The organism is Nocardioides sp. Leaf285 (assembly GCF_001422955.1).
GTDB classification, from domain to species: Bacteria; Actinomycetota; Actinomycetes; order Propionibacteriales; family Nocardioidaceae; genus Nocardioides; species Nocardioides kribbensis.
On record NZ_LMNH01000004.1, the window covers coordinates 354,240 to 378,479 of the forward strand.

21 protein-coding genes are annotated in these 24,240 nt (G+C 75.2%); 8 read left to right on the forward strand and 13 right to left on the reverse strand.

Annotated elements, in window-relative coordinates; genetic code table 11:
• Positions 1–25 precede the first annotated feature (25 nt).
• Positions 26–493: a DivIVA domain-containing protein gene (locus ASF47_RS15960; RefSeq protein WP_056864978.1), complete on the forward strand. Its 468-nt coding sequence runs from the start codon at positions 26–28 to the stop codon at positions 491–493.
• Positions 494–567: 74 nt separating this feature from the next.
• Here the strand turns inward: ASF47_RS15960 and ASF47_RS15965 are convergent, their stop codons facing one another.
• Positions 568–1,539 carry a glutathione S-transferase C-terminal domain-containing protein gene (locus ASF47_RS15965; protein ID WP_056864979.1) on the reverse strand — a complete coding sequence of 324 codons (972 nt, stop codon included), beginning with the start codon at positions 1,537–1,539 and terminating at the stop codon, positions 568–570.
• 162 nt (positions 1,540–1,701) lie between these two features.
• Between ASF47_RS15965 and ASF47_RS15970 the strand changes: the two genes are divergently transcribed.
• On the forward strand, positions 1,702–3,513 hold the full coding sequence (locus ASF47_RS15970) for a sensor histidine kinase (RefSeq protein WP_056864980.1): 1,812 nt from the start codon (positions 1,702–1,704) through the stop codon (positions 3,511–3,513).
• 183 nt (positions 3,514–3,696) lie between these two features.
• Here the strand turns inward: ASF47_RS15970 and ASF47_RS15975 are convergent, their stop codons facing one another.
• The 4 genes from ASF47_RS15975 to ASF47_RS15990 form a co-directional block, all read right to left on the reverse strand.
• Complete coding sequence (locus ASF47_RS15975; protein WP_056864981.1) at positions 3,697–4,167, reverse strand: acyl-CoA thioesterase; 471 nt, start codon at positions 4,165–4,167, stop codon at positions 3,697–3,699.
• A 38-nt stretch (positions 4,168–4,205) separates the two neighbouring features.
• The gene (hisC, locus tag ASF47_RS15980) at positions 4,206–5,279 is read right to left on the reverse strand and encodes a histidinol-phosphate transaminase (protein ID WP_056864982.1); all 1,074 of its coding nucleotides are present in this window, start codon (positions 5,277–5,279) and stop codon (positions 4,206–4,208) included.
• Positions 5,280–5,288: 9 nt separating this feature from the next.
• Positions 5,289–5,861, reverse strand: a complete 573-nt coding sequence (locus tag ASF47_RS15985) for a VanZ family protein (protein ID WP_156697951.1) — start codon at positions 5,859–5,861, stop codon at positions 5,289–5,291.
• 100 nt (positions 5,862–5,961) lie between these two features.
• Complete coding sequence (locus tag ASF47_RS15990; RefSeq protein ID WP_056864984.1) at positions 5,962–6,870, reverse strand: dimethylarginine dimethylaminohydrolase family protein; 909 nt, start codon at positions 6,868–6,870, stop codon at positions 5,962–5,964.
• 103 nt (positions 6,871–6,973) lie between these two features.
• Here ASF47_RS15990 and ASF47_RS15995 point away from each other — a divergent pair, with 103 nt between their 5' ends.
• The 4 genes from ASF47_RS15995 to ASF47_RS16010 are packed head-to-tail and all read left to right on the forward strand — an operon-like array spanning position 6,974 to position 9,653.
• Positions 6,974–7,780 carry a GntR family transcriptional regulator gene (locus ASF47_RS15995; RefSeq protein WP_082500410.1) on the forward strand — a complete coding sequence of 269 codons (807 nt, stop codon included), beginning with the start codon at positions 6,974–6,976 and terminating at the stop codon, positions 7,778–7,780.
• Between the two features lie 57 nt (positions 7,781–7,837).
• Positions 7,838–8,233, forward strand: a complete 396-nt coding sequence (locus ASF47_RS16000) for a phage holin family protein (protein WP_056864985.1) — start codon at positions 7,838–7,840, stop codon at positions 8,231–8,233.
• A complete protein-coding gene (locus ASF47_RS16005) occupies positions 8,230–8,769 on the forward strand; it encodes a low molecular weight protein-tyrosine-phosphatase (protein WP_228942644.1) in 540 nt (179 codons plus the stop codon). Before ASF47_RS16000 ends, ASF47_RS16005 begins: the two co-directional genes overlap by 4 nt.
• The gene (locus ASF47_RS16010; protein ID WP_056864986.1) at positions 8,766–9,653 is read left to right on the forward strand and encodes a fructosamine kinase family protein; all 888 of its coding nucleotides are present in this window, start codon (positions 8,766–8,768) and stop codon (positions 9,651–9,653) included. Before ASF47_RS16005 ends, ASF47_RS16010 begins: the two co-directional genes overlap by 4 nt.
• Before the next feature lie 82 nt (positions 9,654–9,735).
• Here the strand turns inward: ASF47_RS16010 and ASF47_RS16015 are convergent, their stop codons facing one another.
• Positions 9,736–12,243, reverse strand: a complete 2,508-nt coding sequence (locus ASF47_RS16015; protein WP_156697953.1) for a PQQ-dependent sugar dehydrogenase — start codon at positions 12,241–12,243, stop codon at positions 9,736–9,738.
• Between the two features lie 126 nt (positions 12,244–12,369).
• Between ASF47_RS16015 and ASF47_RS16020 the strand changes: the two genes are divergently transcribed.
• Together ASF47_RS16020 and ASF47_RS16025 are read left to right on the forward strand one after the other, a co-directional pair.
• A complete protein-coding gene (locus tag ASF47_RS16020; RefSeq protein WP_056864988.1) occupies positions 12,370–13,083 on the forward strand; it encodes a response regulator transcription factor in 714 nt (237 codons plus the stop codon).
• Complete coding sequence (locus tag ASF47_RS16025) at positions 13,080–14,468, forward strand: sensor histidine kinase (protein WP_056864989.1); 1,389 nt, start codon at positions 13,080–13,082, stop codon at positions 14,466–14,468. The genes ASF47_RS16020 and ASF47_RS16025 overlap by 4 nt, the downstream gene beginning before the upstream one ends.
• 69 nt (positions 14,469–14,537) lie before the next feature.
• On the opposite strand, the gene zwf is transcribed toward ASF47_RS16025, so the two are convergent.
• The 7 genes from zwf to ASF47_RS16060 all read right to left on the reverse strand — a co-directional run bounded on the left by zwf (position 14,538) and on the right by ASF47_RS16060 (position 24,213).
• Positions 14,538–15,995 carry a glucose-6-phosphate dehydrogenase gene (gene zwf, locus ASF47_RS16030; protein ID WP_056864990.1) on the reverse strand — a complete coding sequence of 486 codons (1,458 nt, stop codon included), beginning with the start codon at positions 15,993–15,995 and terminating at the stop codon, positions 14,538–14,540.
• Positions 15,996–16,027: 32 nt separating this feature from the next.
• Positions 16,028–17,488: an anthranilate synthase component I family protein gene (locus tag ASF47_RS16035; RefSeq protein WP_056864991.1), complete on the reverse strand. Its 1,461-nt coding sequence runs from the start codon at positions 17,486–17,488 to the stop codon at positions 16,028–16,030.
• Positions 17,485–18,057 (reverse strand): anthranilate synthase component II, encoded by a 573-nt coding sequence (locus ASF47_RS16040; protein ID WP_056865277.1) that lies wholly within the window; start codon positions 18,055–18,057, stop codon positions 17,485–17,487. Before ASF47_RS16040 ends, ASF47_RS16035 begins: the two co-directional genes overlap by 4 nt.
• Positions 18,058–18,276: 219 nt before the next feature.
• Entirely contained in the window at positions 18,277–19,002 is a 726-nt protein-coding gene (locus tag ASF47_RS16045; protein ID WP_082500412.1) for a peroxiredoxin-like family protein, read from the reverse strand.
• Positions 19,003–19,107: 105 nt separating this feature from the next.
• Positions 19,108–21,015: an anthranilate synthase family protein gene (locus ASF47_RS16050; RefSeq protein ID WP_056864992.1), complete on the reverse strand. Its 1,908-nt coding sequence runs from the start codon at positions 21,013–21,015 to the stop codon at positions 19,108–19,110.
• Positions 21,016–21,092: 77 nt separating this feature from the next.
• Positions 21,093–23,294: a HelD family protein gene (locus tag ASF47_RS16055; RefSeq protein ID WP_056864993.1), complete on the reverse strand. Its 2,202-nt coding sequence runs from the start codon at positions 23,292–23,294 to the stop codon at positions 21,093–21,095.
• A 139-nt stretch (positions 23,295–23,433) separates the two neighbouring features.
• Positions 23,434–24,213, reverse strand: a complete 780-nt coding sequence (locus ASF47_RS16060; RefSeq protein WP_156697954.1) for an enoyl-CoA hydratase-related protein — start codon at positions 24,211–24,213, stop codon at positions 23,434–23,436.
• Between the last annotated feature and the right edge of the window lie 27 nt (positions 24,214–24,240).

Below are 24,240 nucleotides of genomic sequence, written 5' to 3' on the forward strand. Positions count from 1 at the left end.
GACGGCGCCCGGGGTAGGGGCGGCCATGTCCTCCCCCGCCGACCCTCCTCCCGGCACCCCCTCGCCCGAGCCCGCCGGTCCTGGGAGTCCCGCCGAGCCCGCCGAGCCCGCCGGCCCCGCCGGCCCCGCCGAGCTGGCGCGGCTGGTCGAGACCGCCCGCTTCACCCCCGTGCGGCTGCGCAGCGGCTACGACATGGGCCAGGTCGACGACTTCCTCGCCGACCTGGTGCAGACCCTGCGCTCGGGCGGCGACCCGGTCGCCCCGGCCACCGCCGCCCGCTTCGCCACGGTCAGGCTGCGCGAGGGCTACGAGACCGCGGACGTCGACGCGCTCCTCGACGAGGTCGTGGTGCGCAGCGGCGGCACCCCGCGCGTGCGCCGGGACGCCGACGACCCCCGCCCCGCGGGCAGCCCGGGCCACGGGGCGCCGGCCGGCACCGGCTCGGTCGTGCAGGAGCAGCGGGGCCTGCTGGCCCGGCTGTTCCACCGGTAGGCCCCACCGCGAGCCCCACCGCGGGACCCACCGCGGGACCCACCGCGGGACCCACCGCGAGGGCGGGGCCCCGCTCAGCCCAGGGACTCGCGCCCGTGGGGGGTGTGCCAGACGGCCGGGTCGGGGCCGGCGGGCACGATCCCGGAGGGGTTGATGTCGGTGTGCACGACGTAGTAGTGCGCCTTGATCTGGTCGAAGTCGATGGTCTCGCCGAAGCCCGGGGTCTGGAAGAGGTCGCGGGCGTAGCCCCACAGCGCCGGCATCTCGGTGAGCTTGTTGCGGTTGCACTTGAAGTGGCCGTGGTAGACCGCGTCGAAGCGGGCCAGGGTGGTGAAGAGCCGCACGTCGGCCTCGGTGATGGCCGACCCCATGAGGTAGCGGCGGTCGGTGAGCCGCTCCTCGAGCCAGTCCAGGGCGGTCCACAGCCGCTGGTAGGCCTCGTCGTAGGCCTCCTGGGAGCCGGCGAAGCCGCAGCGGTAGACGCCGTTGTTGACCTCGGTGAAGACGCGCTGCATGACCTCCTCCATCTCCTCGCGGACCTCGGCGGGCCACAGGTCGGGGGCGTCGGCGCGGTGGAAGTCGCGCCACTCGTGGAAGAGGTCGTGGGTGATCCACGGGAAGTCGTTGGTGACCAGCTCGCCGCTGGACTCCTCCACCATCGCGGGCACGGTGATGCCGCGCTCGTAGTCGGGGAAGCGCGCGAGGTAGGCCTCCTGGAGCCGCTCGATGCCCAGCACGGGGTCCTTGCCGCCGGGGTCGAGGTCGAAGGTCCAGCTGCGGGCGTCGTGGGTGGGACCGGGCAGCCCGAGGGAGACGACGTCCTCGAGGCCCAGCAGGCCCCGCACGATGATGGCGCGATTGGCCCAGGGGCAGGCCTTGGCGGCGACCAGGCGGTAGCGGCCGGCCTCCACCGGCCACATCCGCCCGTCGGTGGGGCCGTGCTCGGGGGTGCGGGCCTCGCGGGTGATCCGGTCGGACACGTAGGTCGTGTCGCGCCGGAACTCCTTGCCCTTCTCGACGTACGTCGGGGTCTGGTCGTCGCTCATGCCCGCGACGCTAGGCGCCCGTCACCCGCCCCGGCTCACCCACCCGCACACATCGCCGCCCCGGTCGCCCTCCGCCCGGCGGGCCTCCCGCTGGTCGAGACCAGTAGCCGTGACGGCGGCGGAGGTGTTGAGTGTCCCCCTGCGCTGTCGATCGGGGGGATCATGGCGACACAGCCCGACGAGGGGTCCTGGGCAGCGCCCGCGCGCACCCACCACCCGGACCTGGACGACTGGTCCGACGCGTCGTCGCGCGCTGCGCTCCAGCTGCTCGTGGAGTCGGTGGCGCTGATGGTCGGCTTCGACGTGGCGACCCTGTCGGTCGTCGTCGACGACGACCTGGTCACCGTGGCCTACGCGGGGCCCGAGGAGCACCGCGAGGCCGTGCTGGCCACCGACTCCGTCGCGATCCTCGACCCCGTCGTGGCCGCCGCCGAGACCTGGGGCCGCTTCCGCTTCCTGCGCGCCGAGCACCACGACGGACGCCTCGACGGCACCTGGGTGCGCATCGACACCCCTGCGGCCGACGGTGACGCCGCGCCCCACGAGGTGTGGGACCCCTGGGACGTGCTCCTCGCGCTGCTCACCGACGCCGAGGGCCGGGTCGTCGGCGTGCTCTCCCTCGACGGCCCCCTCGACGGCCGGCGCCCCGACGGGGTGCGCCGCGCCCTGCTCGAGCGCTACGCCGCCCACGTCGAGCAGGCCCTGCTCAGCGCCCGCGACCGCGAGGAGGTCGGCCAGCGCGCCGCGCGGGCCCAGGCCACCCACCACCTCGTGCGCTCGACCCTCGCCCCGGAGCACCAGACCCCCGAGGAGCTGCTCACCGCCGCCCTGCCGCTGCTGGTGGAGGGCTTCGGCGCGGCGGCGGCCTGCGTGCAGCTGCTCGACCCGGCCGTGACCGTGCCCATCCACACCCTCGACGGCGCGCTGCTGCGCGCGCCCCGGTCGCTGCGCGTGCTCGCCCGGGCGCTCGGGCCGCACCTCGCCGACCCGCCGCGCGCGCTGGTGCTGCGCGCCGGGGAGCCCACCCCCGCGCTGGCCGGCCACCCCCGCCTCGACGCCCACGGCCAGCGGCTGCTGCAGGTCACCACGATGGGCGCGGCCCTCGCCGTGCCCGTGCTGCGCGGCACGACGTACGCCGGGATCTGCGTGCTCACCCGCGCGCCGGGCGCGGGGTCGTGGTCACCCGTGGACCAGCAGGCCGCCCTCGTGGTCGGCGGCGACCTCGGCACCGCCCTCGCCGTCGCGCAGGTGCGCCAGCGCGAGCGGGCGCTGCTGCGTGAGCTGCAGGAGGTCGACGAGCGGCGCGCGCAGCTCATCGCCACCCTCACCCACGAGCTGCGCGGGCCCCTCACGGTGGTCTCGGGCAACCTCGAGCTGCTGGGCATGCTCGACCACCCCGAGCCGGCCGCGACCTTCGAGGCCTCGATCGGGCGCGGCGTGGCCAAGATGCGCGGCGTCGTCGACGACCTGCTCCGGCTGGCCCAGGCCGACGACCGTCAGCGCGCGGGCCTGCGCACCCGGGTCGACCTCGGGGCGCTCGTGCGCGACGTGGTCGGGCTCTACCAGGCCACCGCCGGCGTCGCCGGGGTCGCCCTCGAGGTCGGCCCCGGCGACCCGACGGCCGCGACGACCGGCGACCCGGTGGAGGTGGAGCGGCTGCTCGACAACGTGCTGACCAACGCGCTGAAGTACACCGACGCCGGCGGGCGCGTGGTCGTCTCCGCCGAGCGCCGCGGCAGCGAGGTCGCGCTCGTCGTGGCCGACGACGGCATCGGCATCTCCCCCGAGGACCAGGCCGGCCTCTTCGAGCCCTTCGTGCGCTCCTCCGACCCCGCCGCCCTGCGCCGACCGGGCACCGGCCTCGGGCTGAGCATCGTCGCCGGCATCGCCCAGCGCCACGGCGGGCGCGTCGAGGTCGACTCCGCCCTCGGCCGCGGCACCACCGTCACCGTCGTCCTCCCGGGCTGCGACTGAGCGACCGCGGGGCCGCCCTGCCCGCTGCCGGCGCTCACCACCGCACCCGCCGCACCCGCCGCCGCCTGCGTCTTACTGACCGTTGAGACCTCTACCTGACCGTCACGACTGTCAGGTAGAGGTCCCAACGGTCAGTAGGACGCGCAGCCGGCCGCCGCCGGACCCGGGGCGGGCGCAGGTCGGTCAGGGGCCGGGGCGCTCGCGCAGCGCGACCCGGTCGCCGCGGAAGCGGTCGAGGTCGGCGCGCACCTCGGGCGAGATCGGCCACGAGGCCTGGGCGGCGTGGTCCCAGAAGACCAGCGAGCTCTCGGCGACCACGGCCGGCGGGTGGTCACGCTCGACCCGCACCTCGGAGGAGATCGTGAACGACGAGCGGCCCACGTGGGCCAGCCAGATGCGCACCAGGAACGGCTGGTACGGCGCGAAGCGCATCTCCGCGTGGTAGTCGACGCGCTGGGAGCCCATCAGCTCCGAGACCCCGCCCGGCACCCGGGCCAGCAGCCCGACGCCCGCGGGCAGGCCCAGCGGGGCGAAGCGGAAGAACTGCGTGCGCGCCTCGTCGAGCACCCGGATCGCCTCGACGTTGTCGACGTGCCCGCCCGTGTTGACGTCGCGGTAGCGCGCCTGGATCTCCCCGTCGAACACCTCGCCCATGCCGTGATCCTCCCATCCGCGCGCCGGGCCCTCGGGGCTCACCCGCGCCGGAAGGCCGCGGCCACCTCCAGCAGCCGGTCGTTGCCCGCGACCTCGCCGACCGAGACCCGGGCGCCCGCGCCGGCGAAGGGGCGCACGACGATGCCGGCGGCGTCGCAGGCGGCCGCGAAGTCGGCGGTGCGCTCGCCGAGAGGGAACCACACGAAGTTGCCCTGCGAGTCGGGGATCGACCAGCCCGCCTCCCGCAGCGCGGCGCCCACCCGGTCGCGCTCGGCCACGAGGTCGGCGACCCGCTCGAGCAGCGCCTCCTCGGCGTCGAGGGAGGCCAGGGCAGCGGCCTGGGCGACCGAGGAGACGCCGAAGGGCAGGGAGACCGCCCGCAGCGCTGCGGCGACCTCGGCCTGCGCCACGGCGTAGCCGACCCGGAAGCCGGCGAGGCCGTAGGCCTTGGAGAAGGTGCGGAAGAGCACGACGTTGGGGTGGGCGCGGTAGGTCGCGAGACCGTCGACGGCGTCGGGCATCCGCACGAACTCCAGGTAGGCCTCGTCGACGACGACCACGACGTGCGGCGGCACCTGGGCGAGGAAGGCGTCGAGCGCGGTCTGGGTCACCGAGGGGCCGGTGGGGTTGTTGGGCGTGCAGACGATGACGACCTTGGTGCGGTCGGTGACGGCGGCGGCCATCGCGTCGAGGTCGTGCTCGGCGTCGGCGGTCAGCGGCACGGGCACCGAGGTCGCGGCGGCGGAGGTGATCGCGATCGGGTAGGCCTCGAAGGAGCGCCAGGCGTGCACCACCTGGTCGCCGGGGTCGCAGAAGGCCTGGAGGAGCTGGTAGATCAGCGCCACCGAGCCGGTGCCGGCGGCCAGGTCGCCGACCGGCACGCCGAGCTTCTCCGACAGCCCGGCGTAGAGGGCGCTGTTGCCCATGTCGGGGTAGCGGTTGGCCAGGTCGACCGCGGCGTGGGCCGCCTCGATCACCCCGGGCAGCGGCGGGAAGGGGTTCTCGTTGGAGGAGAGCTTGTAGGTCACCAGGTCGTCACGGGGCACCGGCGGCTTGCCGGGCACGTACGCCGGGATCTGGGTGACGGTGGCCCGTGGCCGGGGGGTGCTCATGGGTGCAGGCTAGTGAGGCACGGGCCCGCGCTGCGACCCGCGGGCGCGCCAGGGCCGCAGCACGACGGCGAGCAGCAGCCCGGCCCCGACACCGAGCGCCGCGCCGGTGACGTTGTCGAGGATGTCGGTGACGTCGCAGGCCCGGTCGAGGCGCGCCAGCTCGAGCTGGACCTTCTCGATGGCCGCGCTGTAGCCGGCCAGGAGCGCCAGCCCCAGCGGCACCAGCAGCCAGCCCGCGCGCCAGCGCGCCGCCACCAGGACCAGCAGGGCGCCCGAGGGCACGAAGAGCACGGTGTTGAGCAGGCGCTGGCCGCTCTCGAAGATCCAGAAGCCGTCGGGGGCCGGGCCGCCGATGTCGAAGGAGCAGGTGGCCAGCCGGCTCTCCACCGGCACCACACCGGGCGCGCCGTTGGCGGGGATGAGGGTGACGCAGGCGATGACCGCCAGCGACCAGACCAGCCCGGCGACCGACCAGGCGTGCAGCGCGCCGCGGCGGCGCAGGGCGAGCGCCAGCAGCACGCAGAGCACGCCGGTGACGGCCGCGCCCGCGAGCATGACGTCGACTCCTCCGACCGGGAACACCCGCCCGAGGCTACCGACGCGGGCCGGGTCACACCGGTGCGCACCCCGGCGCTCCCCCGGCGCTCCCCCGGGGCCGCTCCGCGGTGCGCCCCGGGAGCGCTCAGCGCTGCTCGGCGCCCGCGGCCGGCGCCGGCGCGAGGTCGCGCCCCAGCCGCACGTCGACGGGGTTGGTGAGGCAGCGCACCGAGCCGCCGGCCTTGTGGAACTGCGAGACGTCGACCACGACGACCTCGAAGCCCCACGCCTCCAGCCGTGCCCGCACCCGCTCGGGGCAGGCCGGCATCACCACGGTGCGACCCACGACCACGGAGTTGGCGCAGAAGGTCGTCAGCGCCTCCTCCTCGCTCACCACCAGCGGCTCGGGCACCAGGTCGAGCAGGAGCGCGGCCGACTCGGCGTCGAGGGCGGCCGGGCAGACGATCGCGCGGCGGGCGTCGAGGGGGCAGAAGGCCAGGTCGAGGTGGTACATCCCCGGGTGGGTCGTGCGCAGCCCCCGCACCGTCACGCCGAGGTCGGTGGCCAGGTGCTTGAGGGCCAGCTCGTCGGTGCGGGGGCCGTGGCCCACGACCAGCTCGCCACCGAAGGCGAAGGCGTCGCCGGCCTCGAGGTGGGCGCCCACGCCGTCGCGCCCGACGGAGGAGGTCGTGGCGCCCCGGTCCTCGAACCACCGTTGCGCGGACGCGGTCTCCATGCGGCGCTCGGGGTGGCGCATGTGGGAGAGCACGACGTGGCGCCGCCCGTCGGGGCGCACGACGGCGAGGCCCAGGTTCATGGCGAAGACCATGTCGGGGGCGTCGGCGCGCTGGGGCACCACGTCGACCCGGGCGCCGAGGCGCTCCAGGGTGCGCACGAGCGCGTGCCACTGCCGCAGGGCCAGCTGCGGGTCGGGCTGGTCGGCGGGGTCCATGAAGGGGTTGATGGCGTAGTCGACGCGGAAGTGGGTCGGCTCGACGGCGACGTAGTGGCGACCCCAGGCGAGCGTGCGGGGACCGGGCGGGGTGGTGTCCATGCGACCTCCGTCACTGAGATTGTCAGACAATCTGACAGGATGAGTGTGCGGCACGCCGGACCGGAGGCGCCACCGACACGCCACCTGCGGCACGATGGGGCCCATGTCCGAGGGCCCCCGACCGCTGCGCGCCGCCGACGGTGCGCCCGGCGGACCGTCGACCCCCCACCCGGGGCACCCGGACCACCAGTCCGCGGACCACGGGGCCGAGCGAGGGGCCGACCTGCCACCGGCCCCGGCTCCCGCCCAGCGCTTCGCGACGTTGCGCCTGGAGCACTCCTCCACCGTCGACCGGGTCGCCGAGGAGCTGCGCCGCGCCGTCTTCGACGGCGAGCTGGAGTCGGGCACGGCGCTGCGCGAGGTCGCGCTCGCCGAGTCGCTCGGGGTCTCGCGCCCCACGGTCCGCGAGGCGCTCACCGTGCTCGTGGCCGAGGGGCTGGCCACCCGTGAGCCCCACCGCGGCGTCAGCGTCGCGCGGCCCGACGTCACCTCCGTGCGCGACGTGTGCCGGGCCCGGCTGGTGCTGGAGGGCGCCGGCGTACGCCGGTGGGGCGAGGCCGGTGACGCCCTGCGCGACGCGGTGCGCACCACCCTGGTCCGCTACACCACCGCGGTGCGCGAGGGCGGGTCCTACCAGGAGCTCAACGAGCGCCACCTGGCCTTCCACGTCGCTCTCGTGGGGCTCACCGGGTCGCCGCGCCTGGTGGCGATGGCCGAGAACCTCGTCATCGAGCTCAAGCTGGCCTTGGCCCAGGTCGACCGCATCAAGCGCAACGCCCACGACCAGGCCGACTCCCACGCCGCCCTGCTCATGCTGCTGGAGCGCGACCGGGTCGAGGAGGCCCACGCCTTCCTGGTGCGCCACCTGGCCGACGCCGAGGTCGCCATCGTCGAGGCCCTCGACCTCTAGCCGGGCACCGGCCACGGCCACGCCCCACGGCCCCGGCGGCCTGTCAGACTGGCCGGCGTGCGCTTCCTCCTCTGGCTGGTCACCCACGCCGTCTCGCTCGCCGCCGCCGCGTGGCTCGTCGACGGCATCCGCTTCACCGGGCCGCGCTCGGGGATGGCCGAGGTGGAGGAGAAGATCCTCCCGCTGCTGCTGGTGGCGCTGATCCTGGGCGTGGTGTCGTCGTTCGTGAAGCCGGTGCTGCAGGTGCTCTCGATCCCCTTCATCATCGTCACGCTCGGGCTCTTCCTGCTGGTCATCAACGCCGCGATGCTCCTGCTCACCGGCTGGGTGGCCGAGCAGCTCGACATCGGCTTCCGGGTCACCGGCTTCTGGCCCGCCGTGCTCGGCGCGATCGTCATCACGGTCACCACCTGGATCGTCGACGGCGTCCTGGGCGCGGAGGAGCGCCGGTGAGCCCCGCCCTGCCTCCGGCCCTGCCGCCCGCCCGCACCCCGGGCGCGTACTCCGTCGCCCTGGTCTGCCTGGGCAACATCTGCCGCTCGCCCATGGCCGACGTCGTGCTCGCCCAGCGCGTCGACGACGCCGGGCTCGCCGCCCGCGTCACCGTGGCCAGCAGCGGCACCGGGGGCTGGCACGTCGGCCAGCCCATGGACCTGCGCGCCGCCTCGAGCCTGCTCGCCGAGGGCTACGACCCCAGCCCGCACCGCGCCCGGCAGTTCGACGCCGGCTGGCTGGAGCGCCACGACCTCGTCCTGGCCATGGACTCCCAGAACCTCGCCGACATCGGCGGCCGCTCCGAGCGGGTCCGGCTCTACCGCGACTTCGACCCCGTGCCGGTCGGCGACGACGGCCCCGACCGGGAGGTGCCCGACCCGTACTACGGTGGGGACGCCGGCTTCGAGGAGGTGCTCGCCATGGTGGAGCGCACGTCGGTCGCCCTGGTGGCGGCCCTGCAGCGCGACCCCGCGCTCGCCCCGGGGCCGCGATGACCCGCCAGCCCCTGCTGGCCCGACGTGCCGAGGAGCTCCTCGGCGCGGCGGTCGCCGCGACCTCCCCGGTCGCCGGCGGCGACATCTCCACCGCGACCCGGCTGCGGCTCTCCGACGGCTCGGTCGCGCTGATGAAGACCCTCCCCCACGCCCCCGACGGCTTCTTCGAGGCCGAGGCCGCCGGGCTGCGCTGGCTGGCCGAGGCCGCCGGCACCCAGGGCACCCAGGGCACCCAGGGCGGCGTCGCCGTGCCCGACCTGCTGGCCGCCGACCACGACTGCGTCATCCTGCGCTGGGTCGAGCCCGGCAAGGCCACCGCCGACGGCGCCGCCGACTTCGGTCGCGCGCTCGCCCGCACCCACGCGGCCGGAGCACCCACCCACGGCGGCGAGCGCGACGGCTTCATCGGCCGGCTGCCGCTGCCCAACCGGCCGGCGCCGTCGTGGGCGGAGTTCTACGCCGTGCGCCGGGTGCTGCCCTACCTCAAGCTCGCCCGCGACCGCGGCGCCGTCACCGCCGCGCAGGCCGCCCGCGTCGAGGCCGTCGTGCCCCGCCTGACCGGCCTGGTGCCCGAGGAGCCGCCCGCGCGGCTGCACGGCGACCTGTGGAACGGCAACGTGCTGTGGGGCGCCGACGGCCGCTCCTACCTCGTCGACCCCGCCGCCCACGGCGGCCACCGCGAGGCCGACCTGGCCATGCTGGCGCTCTTCGGGCTGCCCCACCTGCCGCGCGCGCTCGACGCCTACGACGAGGTCACCCCGCTGGCCGACGGCTGGCAGGACCGGGTGGGCCTGCACCAGCTCTTCCCCCTGCTCGTGCACGCCTGCCTCTTCGGCGGGGGCTACGGCGCCCGCGCGGCCGACGTGGCCGCCCGCTACGCCTGAGGGGCTCCTCGCCGCCGTCGGGCCGCCGTCAGGCCACCGGCGTGCCGCCGTCGGGCCGCCGTCGGGCCGTGGTCAGCCGCGGTCAGCCGCGGGCGCGGCGGTAGAGCGCGCGCAGCGTCGGCGTACGGTCGCCGCGGTCGGGCACGACGAGGGCGTGCACCCGCGCGGAGCCGTCGGACCAGCGCCGGAAGACCCAGCGCCGTCCGTCGACGCGCTGCACCCGCGGCGCGGCGAGCGTGACCGTGGAGCCGGTGATGAAGGTGCGCACCCGCCCGGCGCGGACGCGCTCGCCCGCGACCGACAGCGAGGCGCCGCGCACGTTGGAGCCGAAGCGGACCCGCTGCGGGTCGGGCTCCAGCGTGAGCTCCCGGGTGGTGGTGAGCCCGCGGGAGTCGGTGGCGGCGACGGTGACCGCCAGCGAGGAGGGGTACTCGTGGTCGGGGGCGGTGAAGGTCGTGGTCGAGGTGTAGCTGACGACCTCCACGGGGTGGGTGTGGCAGATCGAGGGACAGTGCTTGATGCTCAGCCCGATCTGCCAGGCCCCGGGGTCGACCTCGCCGTCCTCGGCGTCGGTGGCGCCGGCCGAGACCGTGATCTGCTGGCCCACCGACCAGCGCAGGTCGGCGGTCGGCTCCGCGAGCGTCACCTCGGGCGGGGTGTCGCCGGGGAAGAGGGTGAGGGCCGCGCGGTCCGCGGCACCGGCGTCGGCGACCCGCACCGCGACGGGGGCGTTGCGCGCCTCGGTCCAGGTCTGCTCGACCCGCGGCCCGGTGGCGTCGTCGTAGTCGCCGTCGGCGTCGAGGTCCCACGCGTAGGTCAGGGCGTCGCCGTCGGCGTCGGTGGAGCCGCTCGCGTCGAGCACCGTGGTCAGCGGGAGCGGCCCCCAGGTGCGGTCGGCGCGCAGGTCGGCGACGGGCGGCTGGTTGCCGGGGTGGTGGCTGATGCGGTGCACCGCGCCGCCCGAGGCGGTGGGGTAGCCGAGGTCGTCGATGCCCAGGTCGAGGTAGAACAGGTCGCCCCCGGGCCCGGTCACTAGCCCGATCGGGCTGGCCGCGCCCTCCACCAGCGGCACGACCCGGTCGGGGTCGGGCAGGCCGTCCGCGCCCGCGGGCATCGCCCAGATGCAGCGGCGGGAGTAGTCGGAGAAGACCAGCGCCCCGCGCAGCCAGGCGGGGTAGTCGCTGTCCTGGGCCACGAAGTCGAGCCCCGAGACCGACGCCGAGCCCGTGGGGCAGGCCTCGCCCGCGGCGACGTGCTGCCCGCGGGTCGCGTAGCGGAAGAACGGCTCGGCCGCCGCGAGCGGGGTGCCGGCGTCGGCGTACAGGTCCTCGCACATCCGCACGTCGAGCACGTCGAAGGCGGGGTTGCGCTCAGCGCCCTCGTAGCAGGGCCAGCCGAAGTTGCGCACGCCCGCGGTCGGGTCGGCGATCCGGTTGATCTCCTCGAAGCGCGAGCCGCCCACGTCGCCGACCCAGACCTCGTCGGTGCCGGGGCGGAAGGTGAAGCGGAAGGGGTTGCGCAGGCCGTGGGCGACCATGCGCGCGGCGTTGGCGTCGCCGGAGTCGACCAGGGCGTTGTCGGGGGCGCCCAGGCCGGTGGTCGGGTCGAGGCGCACCACGGTGCCGTCGAGGCCGAGGGGGTCGCCGTAGGTGCGGATGTCCTGGCTGCGCAGCGAGCCGCCCTGGGCCTCGCGGGGGTGGTCGGGGTCGAAGGGGTCGCGGCACGGGTTGCCGCCGCCCTGGCCGTAGTCGTCGAAGGTGAAGCTGGCGCCCTCGCCGATGCTGGCGTAGAGGTAGCCGTCGGGGCCGAAGGCCACCGAGCCGGTGGCGTGGCTGGGGTACTGCAGGCAGCCGTCCTCGACGAGCACCTCCTCCTCGCCGGCCATCCGGTCGCCCTCGGCGGTCAGCCGCGAGACCCGGGCACCGACGGTGCAGCCGACGCCGACGGGGTCCGCGCACTCGTCGTAGTAGGCCCCCGGCCGGCCCCACCGCGGCGCCGGCGCGGGATCGCCGGGCAGGTGGTCGTAGGCGTAGAGCACGTAGACCGAGGGGTCCTCGGGGAAGTCGGGCGCCAGCGTCATCCCGAGCAGGCCGCGGTCCCAGTAGTTCATGACGGTGGCGTTGAGGTCGGCGAAGACCTCCCCGGTGGGGTCGTCGAGGGAGTCGAAGACCTTCACCACGCCGGGCTTCTCGGCCACGAAGACCCGGCCGTCGTCGGCGAAGTCGATCGCCGTGGGCTCGTCGAGCCGCGACATGACCACCGTGTCGCGGAAGCGGTCGGGCAGCTGCGGCGCCCGACGCGCCGCGGGCTGCTCCGTCGTACGCCGCTGCGCCGCGCCCGCCGCCGGCGCGAAGGGGGACCCCGCCGCGGGGGCCGACACCGCAGCGCCCGGGGCGCCCGCGGCGGGAGCGGCCGTCGCGTGACCCTCGTGGGCGACGGCGCCCGGGACGCCGGCCACGGCCGGAAGCAGCGCGGTCGGCAGCACCAGCAGCAGGGCCGCGGCGAGCAGGCGGGTGCGCGGGCGCGCGGTGCAGGAGCGGTGCGACATCTGGGATTCCCCCCGGAAGGCCCGGCCGATGACGCCGGGCACAGCGGCAGGGTAAAGGACCCCGGCCGTCCTGGCGACGCCCTCGCGCCGACCGCACCGTGCGGGGTGCGCGGCCGACGGGCGGCGCGCTCTCAGCGCGGGCTCAGGCGCTGCTGGCAGCATGGGGCCGTGAACGCCGCCGCCCCGTCAGCCCCCAAGCCCCGCGCCCTGGTCGTCGACGACGACCGCGCGGTGCGCGAGTCGCTGCGCCGGTCGCTGCAGTTCAACGGCTACGACGTGGCGGTGGCCACCGACGGCGCCGAGGCGCTCGCGGTCATCGGCGCGACCTCGCCCGACGTCGTGGTGATGGATGTGATGATGCCCCGCCTCGACGGCATCGAGACGACGCGGGCGCTGCGCCAGGCCGGCAACGACGTGCCGATCCTCGTGCTCACCGCCCGCGACGCCGTCGGCGACCGGGTGGAGGGCCTCGACGCGGGCGCCGACGACTACCTCACCAAGCCCTTCGCCCTCCAGGAGCTGCTGGCGCGGCTGCGGGCGCTGCTGCGCCGCGCCGTGCCGCCCGAGGGCGACGCCGACGACGAGGTGCTCTCCTTCGCCGACCTGTCGATGAACGTCGCCACCCGCGAGGTCGTGCGCGCCGGGCGCCAGATCGAGCTGACCCGCACCGAGTTCACCCTGCTGGAGATGTTCCTGCGCCGCCCGCGCCGGGTGCTGGAGCGCTCGTTCATCCTCGAGGAGGTCTGGGGCTACGACTTCCCGACCACCGCCAACTCGCTCGAGGTCTACGTCGGCTACCTGCGCCGCAAGACCGAGGCCGAGGGCGAGGCCCGCCTGCTGCACACCGTGCGCGGCGTCGGCTACGTCCTCAAGGAGTCATGACCGAGGCGCCGGCGCCCGCGCGCTGGCGCTACCGCCGCTCGCTGGCCTCCCGGGTCACCCTGCTCACCACGATGGCGGTGGGCCTGGCCGTGGCCTTCGTGGCCCTCGGCGCCTACGCCACCGCGCGCATCCAGCTCCAGGACACCCTCGACGACTCGCTGCTCTCGCGCGCCGAGGGCGCCGCCGACTCCCCGGCGCTGCAGCGGCTCACCGTGGAGGGCCGCTTCCCGGCCTGGGCGCTGGGCGCCGCCGACGTGCGCATCGCCTTCATCTCCGTCTACTCCGGCGAGGCCACCTCGGTCGACGAGGGTCCGCCCTTCAACGTGGGGGCGCCGGAGTTCGCGGTGGCCGACGGCGCGAGCGACTACGCCATCCGCACCATCACCGCCGGCGACATCCGCTACCGCGTCGTCACCGTGCCCGCCCAGACCGACGGGCAGGCGCTCGTGCTCGCGCAGTCGCTGGAGCCGCAGGAGCAGGTGCTGCGCAAGCTCGGCGTGGTCACGCTGCTCTTCGGCCTGGCCGGCGTCATCGCCGCCGCCGTCGCGGGCATGGCCGTCGCCCGCAGCGGCCTGCGCCCGGTGCGGCGCCTCACCGGCGCGGTGGAGGAGATCGCGCGCACCGAGCGGCTCGACCCGATCCGCGTCGAGGGCGACGACGAGATCGCCCGGCTGGCCACGTCGTTCAACCAGATGCTGGTCGCCCTCGAGGCCTCCCGTGACCGCCAGCGCCGCCTCGTCGCCGACGCCGGGCACGAGCTGCGCACCCCGCTGACCTCGCTGCGCACCAACATCGAGCTGCTCGGCCAGTCCGACGCCGACCCCGACGGCGGCTTCCTGCCCCCCGAGGCCCGCGCCGAGCTGCTCGACGACGTCGCCGCGCAGATCGAGGAGCTCACCACGCTCATCGGCGACCTGGTCGAGCTGGCCCGCGACGACCCGATGGCCCACGTCGTGGAGCCCGTCGAGCTCACCGAGGTCCTCGAGCAGGCCCTCGCCCGCGTGCGCCGCCGCGCGCCCGGCATCGACTTCGAGGTCGCCGCCAGCCCGTGGACCGTCGAGGGCGAGTCGGGCGCGATCGAGCGGGCGATGACCAACCTGCTCGACAACGCCGCCAAGTGGAGCCCGCCCGCGGGCACCATCCACGTCAGCCTGGCCGAGGGCGTGCTCGTCGTCGACGACGAGGGCCCCGGCATCCCCGAGGCCGACCTGGCCAAGGTCTTCGAGCGCTTCTGGCGCTCCGAGGAGTCCCGCGCCATGCCCGGCTCGGGCCTCGGGCTGTCGATCGTGCACCAGACCGCCGAGCGCCACTCCGGCTCGGTGCGCGCCGAGCGCTCGCCTTACGGCGGGGCCCGCCTCGTGCTGCAGCTGCCCGGGCGGCCCTGACCGTCGGCGCCGGGCGGCCCGCGCGACGCGCGGCGGGCCCGGCGACCCCGGGCGAGCGCGCCCGGGGCCCTAGGGGTTGGTCGTCGTCGTGGTGTGGGAGGTGTCGCGCCAGGAGCGCTCGAAGGGCAGGCGCCAGGCATGGGGCGCGATGAGCTGGTGGATGGCGTTGGGGCCCCACGAGCCCGGCTGGTAGCTGCGCACGGGCGCCGGGTGGTCGAGCAGCGGCATCGACTTGGCCCACAGCTCCTCGATGCCGGCGGCGGTGGTGAAGAGGGTGTGGTCGCCGCGCATCGCGTCGTGGATCAGCCGCTCGTAGGCCTCGAGCACCGAGCCCGCGGCGCTGGTGTCGTGGGTGGCGAACTGCATCGACATCTTGTCCAGCGTCATGCCCGGGCCAGGGCGCTTGCCGTAGAACGACAGCGACATCCGCGACTGGTCGGCCAGGTCGAAGGTGAGGTGGTCGGGGCCCTGGGTGCCGACGTTCGAGCCCTTCGGGAACATCGTCAGCGGGGGCTCCTTGAAGGCGATGGAGATGATCCGCGCCCCCTCGGCCAGCTTCTTGCCGGTGCGCAGGAAGAACGGCACGCCGGCCCAGCGCCAGTTGTCGATCTCGACCTTGAGCGCCACGAAGGTCTCGGTGTCGGAGTCGTCGGCGACGACGTCCTTGCCGCGGTAGCCGGCGTACTGGCCGCGCACGACGTTCTGCGGCTCGATGGGGCGCATCGAGCGGAAGACCTTGAGCTTCTCGTCGCTGATCGGGCCGGGCGCCAGCGAGGTCGGCGGCTCCATGGCCATGAAGGCCAGCACCTGCATGAGGTGGGTGACGACCATGTCGCGGTAGGCGCCGGTGGTCTCGTAGAACTTCGTGCGCCCCTCGAGGCCGAGGGTCTCGGGCACGTCGATCTGCACGTGGTCGATGAAGTTGCGGTTCCAGATCGGCTCGAAGAGGCCGTTGGCGAAGCGGAAGGCCAGGATGTTCTGCGCGGCCTCCTTGCCCAGGAAGTGGTCGATGCGGAAGACCTGGCTCTCGTCGAAGACCTGGTGCACCTCGTGGTTGAGCCGCTGCGCCGACTCCAGGTCGGTGCCGAAGGGCTTCTCCATGATGATCCGCGAGCGCTCGACCAGGCCGGCGTCCTGGAGCTGGTGGATGACGTCGAGGGCGGCCTTCGGCGGCACCGAGAGGTAGTGCAGGCGCCGCTTGTCGGCGGTCTCGCCGGGCAGCTCGGCCTCGACGCGCTCGACCTCCTGGGCCAGCGCGTGCGGCCCCGACGACTGCGGCACGTAGCTGAGCATCGCGCCGAAGGGCGCCCAGCGGGCGTCGTCGATGTCGCCCTTCCCGAACTCCTCGCAGCCGTCGCGGGCGATCTTCGCGAACTGCTCGGTGCCGATGTCCTCCAGCGACGTGCCGACGATCTTCGCGTCGCGCAGCAGGCCGGCCTCGAAGAGGCGCAGCAGACCGGGCAGCAGCTTGCGGCGGGCGAGGTCACCGGTCGCCCCGAACAGCACGACGACGTGCGGCTTCTCCATGCGGTCGAGGCTATCGAGCGGGTGTTTCGCGGTCATGACACCCCATCGAACTCCTGCCCCAGCACCCGGAGCAAGCGCTCGGCCTTGACCTGCGTCTCCGCCCACTCCGAGTCGACGTCGGAGTGCACCGTGACCCCGCCCCCGGTGCCGAGGCGGTAGCGGCCGTCGCCGGTGGTCGTCAGGGAGCGGATGACCACGCCGAGGTCGGCCCGGCCGTCGGCCGCGACCCAGCCGAAGGCCCCGGCGTAGGCGCCGCGCGCGGTGGCCTCGACCTCCTCGACCACCTGCATCGTGCGCAGCTTGGGCGCCCCGGTCATCGAGCCCGCCGGGAAGAGCGCCCGGAGCGCCTCCACGGTGCCGAAGCCCTCGCGCAGCCGCCCCCGCACCGTGGTGACGAGCTGGTGCACCGAGGCGTAGGACTCCACCGCCATCAGCTGCGGCACCTCCACCGTGCCGGGCTCGCAGACCATCGACAGGTCGTTGCGCAGCAGGTCGGTCACCATGAGGTTCTCGGCGCGGAAGCGCGGCTCGGTGGCCAGCTGCGCGCGCAGCCGCTCGTCCTCGGCCGGGTCGGGCGAGCGCGGCGTCGTGCCCTTGATCGGCTTGGTCTCGATCACCCCGTCGGCGCGCACCACCGCGTAGCGCTCCGGGCTGCTGCTCAGCAGCCAGCCCCGCGCCCCGTCGACGTCGTGCTGGCAGAAGCCGGCGTAGGGCGCCGGGTTGAGCGCCCGCAGCCGCAGGTAGGCCGCCACCGGGTCGAGGTCGCTGGTCGCCTCGAGGCGGTGGGTGAGGTTGACCTCGTAGGTGTTGCCCGCGTGCAGGTGCTCCTGCACGCGGTCGAAGGCCGCGCGGTAGGCCGGGGTGGGGCCGCCGCGGGTTTCACCGGCCGGCTGGCGAAACCCGCACCTGTCGGCCCACGCGTCGGCCGACAGGTGCGGGTCCAGGCCGACCGGTGTGACGGGTGGGGCGGGTGGGGCTGGCGCCGGTACGGCGGCAGGGGTGGCGGCGGCAGGGGTGTCGGCGGCAGGGGTGTCGGCGGCAGGGGTGTCGGCGGCAGGGGTGTCGGCGGCCGGTACGGCGGCGGGCTCGGGGTGGTCGAAGAGGCGCAGGTGGCTCGGGCGCATCAGCACCGCGTCGGGCACGTCGGTCGACGGGCGCGCGGGGAGGTCGGGGCGGCTGGCGTAGCCCAGGTAGCCGAACCACTGGTCGGCGCGGCCGGCGGCACGGGCGGCGGCGAGCTCGGCCTCGAGCACGGCGAAGACGTCGTCGCCGACCACCTCGGCGCGGCCGTCGACGTGGCGCACCACCTCGCGGCGGGCCGCGGAGTAGGACAGCGACACGTCGCCCGGCTCCAGCCAGCCCACCAGCGACCGGCGCCCCGACCACTCGCGCGCGCCGCCGCCGTCGAGCCAAAAGCAGCGCGGGTGGGTGGCCGCGACGTCGGCGAAGTAGGCCGCCGGGTCGCCCGCGCGCGCCCCGCCCCCGCCGCTCACGCCAGCCCCAGGAAGGTCGCCACGATCGCCTCACCGTGCTCGGAGAGAACCGACTCGGGGTGGAACTGCACGCCCGCGAGCGGCAGGTCGCGGTGCTCGACGGCCATCACCAGGCCCGACTCCTCGTCGACGGCGGTGGCGCGCAGGCAGGCGGGCAGCTCCACGGCGGCCAGCGAGTGGTAGCGCACCGCGGCGAAGGGCGAGGGCAGCCCGGCTAGCACGCCCGTGCCGTCGTGGGCCACCCGGGCGAGCACGCCGTGGCCGGGCGCGACCCGCTCGACGCGCCCGCCGTACGCCGCGACCAGCCCCTGCATGCCCAGGCACACCCCGAGCACCGGGCGGCTGGCCGCCAGCAGCACCTCGCGACCCACCGCGAAGTCCGCGGCGACGGCGGGGTGGCCGGGGCCCGGCGAGAGCACGACGTGGCTGTGGGCGAGCACGTCGGCGGCGGAGACCTCGTCGTGCTGCACCACCCGCGGCAGCGCGCCGGTGACGGCGGCGACGAGGTGCACGAGGTTCCACGTGTAGGAGTCGTGGTGGTCGACCACGACGACGTCCACCTCGGCCACGGCCGCCAACCTAGGTCATCGAGCCGCAGCCGGCCCGGGCGGCGGCCCCGCCGCCGCCCCTCGCCGCCCCTCCCCGGCCCGGCCCGATCCGCCCGGCCCGATCCGCCCAGCGCGATCCGCCCAGCGCGATCCGCCCAGCGCGATCCGCCCAGCGCGATCCGCCCGGCCCGATCCGCCCGGCCCGACCGGACGGAGGCGGGCCGGGAGGGACGGCGCGCCTCAGCCCAGGGCGCGCACCGCGGCGAGCACCTCCGCGGGCTCGGTGCGCTCGGTGTAGTCGGGCCGCACGTCGACGAAGCGCACGACGCCGTGGGCGTCGGCGACGACCACGGTCGGGCGGGGCAGCGTCCAGTCGCCGTCGGCGTTGATGGTCGTGAAGTCGTTGCCGAACGCGAGCTGAGCCTCCTGCACCTCGGGATCGAGGTCGAAGGTGAGCCCGAGCATGCGCGCGTAGCCGTTGCCGACGTCGCTGAGCACCGGGAAGGTCAGCGCGGCCGCCTCGGCGGCGCTCAGCGACCCGTCGGGGCCCTGTGGGCTGATCGCGACGAGCCGCACCCCGCGCTCGATGAGCTCGGGGAGCAGCTCGCGCTGGTAGGCGCGCAGCGCGACGTCGCAGTAGGGGCACCAGGCGCCGCGGTAGAAGACCAGCACGGCCGGGCCGTCGCCGGGCACGGCCACCGGGCGGCCGGCGTGGTCGGTGAGGTGCGACTGCGGCAGCCGGTCGCCGACGCGGATCTGGGCCGGCGGCTCGGGGGCGTCGGCCAGCCGTCGCTGCTCGGCGGCGAAGACGTCGAAGAGGTCGGGCGGGGCGATGCCGCGCACGTGGGCGACGGTCGCGGCCAGGCGGCCGGCCAGGTCGGCGGGGCCGTCGTCCGGACCCGTGGCTGCCTGGTCGGTTGCCTGGTCGGGCCGGTCGGCTGCCTGGTCGGTGGTGGTCGAGGTCATGTCGGCGCTCCGTTCTGGGACGAGGCCCCGCGGACGCGCTCGCGGGCGGGCGCGAGCGGTTCGGGGCTGGACCCCAAACTGTACCAACTAACTCAACTTAGTGGCCTAAGCGTCGCCCAGCAGCAGCTCGACGACCAGCTCGTGCAGCAGGTCGTAGCCGTGCTCGGTGAGGATGGACTCGGCGTGGAACTGGATGCCCCGGTAGTGCGGCCCGCGCAGCAGGTGCACGTCGCCGGTGGCCTCGTCGGTCTCGACGCTGACCCCCGCGGGCAGCCCGGCCTCGCCGACGCGGCCCACGAAGGTGTTGTAGAAGCCGACCCGCTCGGTGCGGCCCGCGATCGAGACCGGCGACTGCGTGCCCTGGAAGACGATGTCCTTGAAGGCCAGGTCGAGCCCGAGGGTGTGGCAGAGCGCCTGGTGGCCCAGGCAGACCGACAGGAAGGGCCGCTCCGCGGCCAGCAGCTCGGCGACCGCGGCGCGCAGGTTGGCCATCTTGGGGTCGGTGTCGTCGCGGGGGTCGCCGGGCCCGGGCCCGACGATCACCAGGTCGTAGCCGTCGAGCACGCCGGGGCGGTAGTCCTCGTGGCGCACCACCTCGCTGGTCATGCCGAGCACGCGCAGCACGTGGCGCAGCATGTTGACGAAGTCGTCCTCGCCGTCGAGCACGACCGCGCTCAGGCCGCGCAGCCGCGGGTCGGGCGGCGAGCCGCCCTGGTCGGTGAGCCAGAAGCGTGAGAGCCGCTGGTTGCGGGCGTTGAGCGCGAGCAGCACGTCCTCGTCGTTGACCAGCTCCGCGACGTTGGTCGTCGGCACCGGCGCCGCGGGCACCAGCCCGAAGGCGCTGAGGATGCCCCCGGCCTTGGCGTGGGTCTCGGCCACCTCGTACGCCGGGTCGGAGTCGCGCACCAGCGTCGCCCCGGCGGTGACCTTGAGCGAGCCGTCGAGGCCGACGTCGGCGCTGCGGATGACGATGGGGCTGTCGACGACCGGCCCGCCGACCGCGTCGCGGCCCAGCACGGCCAGGGCGGCACCGTAGTAGCCCCGGCCCTCGGTCTCGTACTTCTTGATCAGCCGGCACGCGTTCTCCACCGGCGACCCGGTGACGGTGGCGGCGTACATCGTGTCGCGCAGGACCTCGCGCGGGTCCTTGGTGGTGCGCCCGGCGAGGAGGTACTCGGTGTGCACCAGGCGGCTCATCGGCTTGAGGAAGGGCCCCAGCACCTGCCCGCCCTCGGTGCACAGGTCGCACATCATCTTGAGCTCCTCGTCGACCACCATGAAGAGCTCGTAGACCTCCTTCTCGTCGGCGAGGAAGTCGAGGAGCTGCTGCTTGGTGTCACCGCCGGCGGGGATGCGGAAGGTGCCGCTGATGGGGTTCATCCGCACGTCGCCGCCGTGGATGCTCACGTGGCGCTCCGGGCTGGCGCCGATGAGGTAGCGGTCGCCGGTGAAGAAGACGTAGGTCCAGTAGGCCCCGCGCTCGCGCTCGAGCAGCCGCTTGAAGACCGTGAGCGCGGTCGCCGCGCTCCAGTCGGCGACCTGCGCGCGGTAGTGGCGCCCGATGACGAGGTTGGCGCCCTCGCCCTGGCCGATCTCCTCGTCGATGATGGTCTCGACCAGGCGGCCGTAGGTCTCGTCGTCGGTCTCGAAGCCGCCGCGGTCGGTGAACTCCACGCCGGTGTCGTCGATGGCCTCGACCACCTCGGCCACCGAGAACTCCCGCTCGGTCTCCACGTCGACGACCACCAGCGGGGTGGCGTCGTCGTGGGCCTCGAAGCCGCGCTCGGCGACCTGGCGGAAGGGCACGGCCAGCAGCCGGTCGGCGATGTGGCCCTCGGTCGGCACGCCCTCCTCCAGGGGTACGTCGAGCAGCGACTCGACCACGCTGCGCCGACCGCCCACCAGGCCGACCGTGTCGCGGTCGCCCGCCCGCGTGGAGCGCCGGATGATCGCCCACGCCTCGTGCTCCTGGAGCGCGTCGATCGCGGCCCGGGCGGCGGAGGGGGTGCTCATGGCGAGGAGCCTAGTGGGGCCGCCGCCGTCGCCCGGCCGGGTGGCCCGGCGGTGGATGCCGGGCAGCCCGGCCCGGGTCAGCCGACGGTGGTGAGCAGCTGCGTGGCGCGGGTGAGGACGACGTAGAGCGTCGCGCGCCCCGTCGCCGACTCGTCCTCGATCTCCTGCGGGCGCACGACCACGATGCCGTCGAACTCCAGCCCCTTGGTGTCGAGGCCGGTGAGCACCACCACGCGGTCCTCCCCCGAGGGCGAGGCGCTCGACCCGACCGCGGCGCGGGCGCCGGGGGCGTCCTCGGCGCGCTCGGGCCACGAGGCGAGCCAGCCGTTGACCTCGCTGCGCCGGGCGGCCGGCACCACGATGCCCACGGTGCCGCCGACGCGGCCGGCGGTCTCCGCGACCGCCGCGCGGGTGGCCTCCTCCAGGTCGGGCTCGCCGGTCAGGACCTGCGGCTCCTCGCCGGTGGAGCGCACGGCGGTGGGCAGGTCGGCGTCGAGGCCGACCCGCTCGGCGTACGCCGCGGCGAAGGCGTAGATCTCCGAGGAGTTGCGGTAGTTGGTGGAGAGGTGGAACTCGTGGACGGCCTTGCCCTCGAGCGCCTCGGCGCGCGCGGCGGCCGACTCCTCGGGCACCGGCCACGACGACTGGGCGGGGTCGCCCACGATCGTCCACGAGGCCGTGCGGCCCCGGCGGCCCACCATGCGCCACTGCATGGGCGTGAGGTCCTGGGCCTCGTCGACCAGCACGTGGGCGAAGGGGTCGTCCTCGATGCGGTGGGTCGGCGCCGACCACGAGAGCCCCGAGGGGGCGAACTCACGGTCGGCGGCGGTGAAGAGCTCCTGCATGTCGCGCCCGCCCTCGAGCAGGCCGGTGTCGTCGAGGTCGCGCTCGTCGTCGGTGCGCGCGGGCACGTCGCCGAGGGCGTAGCGCAGCTCGTCGAGCAGCGGGACGTCCTGCACGCTGAGGGTCTCCTCGCCACCCCACGACTTCAGCAGCAGCTGCTGGTCCTCGGCGCTGACCACGCCCTCGCCGACCCGCGCCAGCAGGTCGGGGTCGCGCAGCCACCCGAGCACCTCGCGGGCGTCGAGCGGGGGCCACCAGGCCGCGGCGAAGTCGAGGAAGGAGCGGTCGGAGAGCAGGTCGTCGTTGAAGGCCTCGCGGCCCCGCTCGCGCCCGCGCTCGCCGCGCACCTGGCGCCACAGCGCGTCGAGCAGCGCGTTGGCCACGCGCGGCAGCTGCCGGTTGCGCCGCCCCTGCGACATCAGCTGGCGGCGGATGCGCCCCAGCAGACCGCGGTCGAGCACCAGCACGTCGTCGCGGTAGAAGGTGCGGAAGGAGTCGGGGCCACCCGGCGCCTGCTGGCGCGCGACGCGGCGCAGCAGCTCGGCCATGCGCGCGGAGCCCTTGACGTCGGCCACGGCCGGCTCGTCGTGGCGACCGGCCTTGACGCCGTCGACGACCTCACCGAGCGAGCGCAGCGCCACGGCGGTCTCGCCGAGGCTGGGCAGCACCCGCTCGATGTAGCGCATGAAGACGCCGCTCGGCCCGACGATGAGCACGCCGCCGGACTCGTAGCGCCGCCGGTCGTTGTAGAGCAGGTACGCCGCGCGGTGCAGCGCCACCACCGTCTTGCCCACCCCCGGGCCGCCGGAGATCGCGACGACGCCCTTGCCGGGCGCGCGGATCGCCTTGTCCTGCTCGGCCTGGATGGTGGCGACGATGGAGTGCATGGTGCGGTCGCGGGCGCGGGAGAGCTGGGCCATCAGGGCGCCCTCGCCGATGATCGGCAGGTCGGCGCCGGTCTCCTCGAGCCGCTGGGCGTCGAGCAGCTCGTCCTCGACGCCGGTCACCCGCGGTCCCGCGCAGCGCAGCACGCGGCGGCGGATCACCTGGTGCGGCTCGGCCGCCGTGGCCTGGTAGAACACCGCGGCCGCGGGCGCGCGCCAGTCGATGAGCAGCGAGTCGCGCTCGGCGTCGCGCAGGCCGATGCGACCGACGTAGCGCGGAGCGGGGTCGAGGTCGGGGTCCATGTCGAGTCGACCGAAGACGACGCCCTCGTGGGCGGCGTCGAGCTGGGCGATGCGCTTGGCGGCCTGGAAGACCATCGCGTCGCGCTCGACCAGCCCGCCCTCGTGGCCCAGCCGACCGCGGTCGTGGCCCTCCCGGGCCAGCTCGCGCGCGCTGCGCGCCGACTCGGCCAGCTGGAGGTAGACCCTGTCGACGAACGCCTGCTCGGCTGCGACCTGCTGCTCGGCCTGCGCGTCCACGTCCTGACTCACTGCACTCCTCGACCTGCCCGTGCCACCCCCTGGTGGCAAGCACCTGACTTTACCCGTCGGCGGGCCCCGGCGGCACCGGCGGACCGTCGTTCGGCCAGGGACGTGCACCACACCCCGCCGCGGCGGGGCCCCGCGCCCGCTACTTCCGGCCGCGGGAGAGGAAGGCGGTCATCGCCGCCTTGGCCTCCTCGGAGCCGAAGAGGGAGGCCGAGAGGGCGGCGAGGTCGTCGCCGCGGGCCTCCACGTCGGCCAGCAGGGTGCGGTTGAGCAGGCGCTTGGTCTCGCGCAGGCCCTGGGCCGACCCGCTGGCGAAGGAGGCGCAGACCTCGGCCACGGCGGCGTCGAGCTCCTCGGCCGCCACCACGCGGGTCACCAGTCCCGACGCCTCGGCCGCCTCGGCGTCGAAGACCTCGCCGCCGAGCGCCGCCAGCGCCGCGGAGCGGGAGGTCATCCGGGGCAGCACGGTCAGGGAGATCGCGGCGGGGGCCAGACCGAGCTTGACCTCGGTGAGCGCGAAGGTCGCCTCCCGGGCGCAGACCGCGACGTCGGCGGCGGCCACGATGCCGGTGCCGCCGGCGCGCACCGGGCCCTGGGCGCGCACCACGACCGGGGTCGGGTGGGCCAGGATCCGGCGCTGCAGCTCGACGATGGTGCGTGCGCCCTCCTCCATCGATCCCGACGCCGCCTCCGATAGGTCGGCGCCGGAGCAGAAGACCCGCCCGGTGGCCGCCACGACCACGACGCGCACGTCGGGGTCGGCCGCCGCGCGGTCGAAACCGTCGAGGAAGCCGGCCACCAGGCGACGCGAGAGCGCGTTGCGGTTGGCCGGGGAGTCGAGGGTCACGGTGGCGACCGCGCCCTCGACGGCGTACCGGACGACGGGCTGGTCGGGCTGGTCCGACGTCTGCTCCTGTGACATGGACGACATCCTGCCCCAGGCGGGCAC

Excerpts from the sequence above, each read along its gene's own strand:
- ASF47_RS16060 (WP_156697954.1), bottom strand. The coding sequence starts at position 24,213 with ATGTCACAGGAGCAGACGTCGGACCAGCCCGACCAGCCCGTCGTCCGG.
- ASF47_RS16045 (WP_082500412.1), bottom strand. The coding sequence starts at position 19,002 with ATGACCTCGACCACCACCGACCAGGCAGCCGACCGGCCCGACCAGGCA.
- ASF47_RS15990 (WP_056864984.1), bottom strand. The coding sequence starts at position 6,870 with ATGGACACCACCCCGCCCGGTCCCCGCACGCTCGCCTGGGGTCGCCAC.
- ASF47_RS15970 (WP_056864980.1), top strand. The coding sequence starts at position 1,702 with ATGGCGACACAGCCCGACGAGGGGTCCTGGGCAGCGCCCGCGCGCACC.
- ASF47_RS16050 (WP_056864992.1), bottom strand. The coding sequence starts at position 21,015 with ATGAGCACCCCCTCCGCCGCCCGGGCCGCGATCGACGCGCTCCAGGAG.
- ASF47_RS15975 (WP_056864981.1), bottom strand. The coding sequence starts at position 4,167 with ATGGGCGAGGTGTTCGACGGGGAGATCCAGGCGCGCTACCGCGACGTC.
- zwf (WP_056864990.1), bottom strand. The coding sequence starts at position 15,995 with ATGGAGAAGCCGCACGTCGTCGTGCTGTTCGGGGCGACCGGTGACCTC.
- ASF47_RS16025 (WP_056864989.1), top strand. The coding sequence starts at position 13,080 with ATGACCGAGGCGCCGGCGCCCGCGCGCTGGCGCTACCGCCGCTCGCTG.
- ASF47_RS15995 (WP_082500410.1), top strand. The coding sequence starts at position 6,974 with ATGTCCGAGGGCCCCCGACCGCTGCGCGCCGCCGACGGTGCGCCCGGC.
- ASF47_RS16010 (WP_056864986.1), top strand. The coding sequence starts at position 8,766 with ATGACCCGCCAGCCCCTGCTGGCCCGACGTGCCGAGGAGCTCCTCGGC.
- ASF47_RS15960 (WP_056864978.1), top strand. The coding sequence starts at position 26 with ATGTCCTCCCCCGCCGACCCTCCTCCCGGCACCCCCTCGCCCGAGCCC.
- ASF47_RS15965 (WP_056864979.1), bottom strand. The coding sequence starts at position 1,539 with ATGAGCGACGACCAGACCCCGACGTACGTCGAGAAGGGCAAGGAGTTC.
- hisC (WP_056864982.1), bottom strand. The coding sequence starts at position 5,279 with ATGAGCACCCCCCGGCCACGGGCCACCGTCACCCAGATCCCGGCGTAC.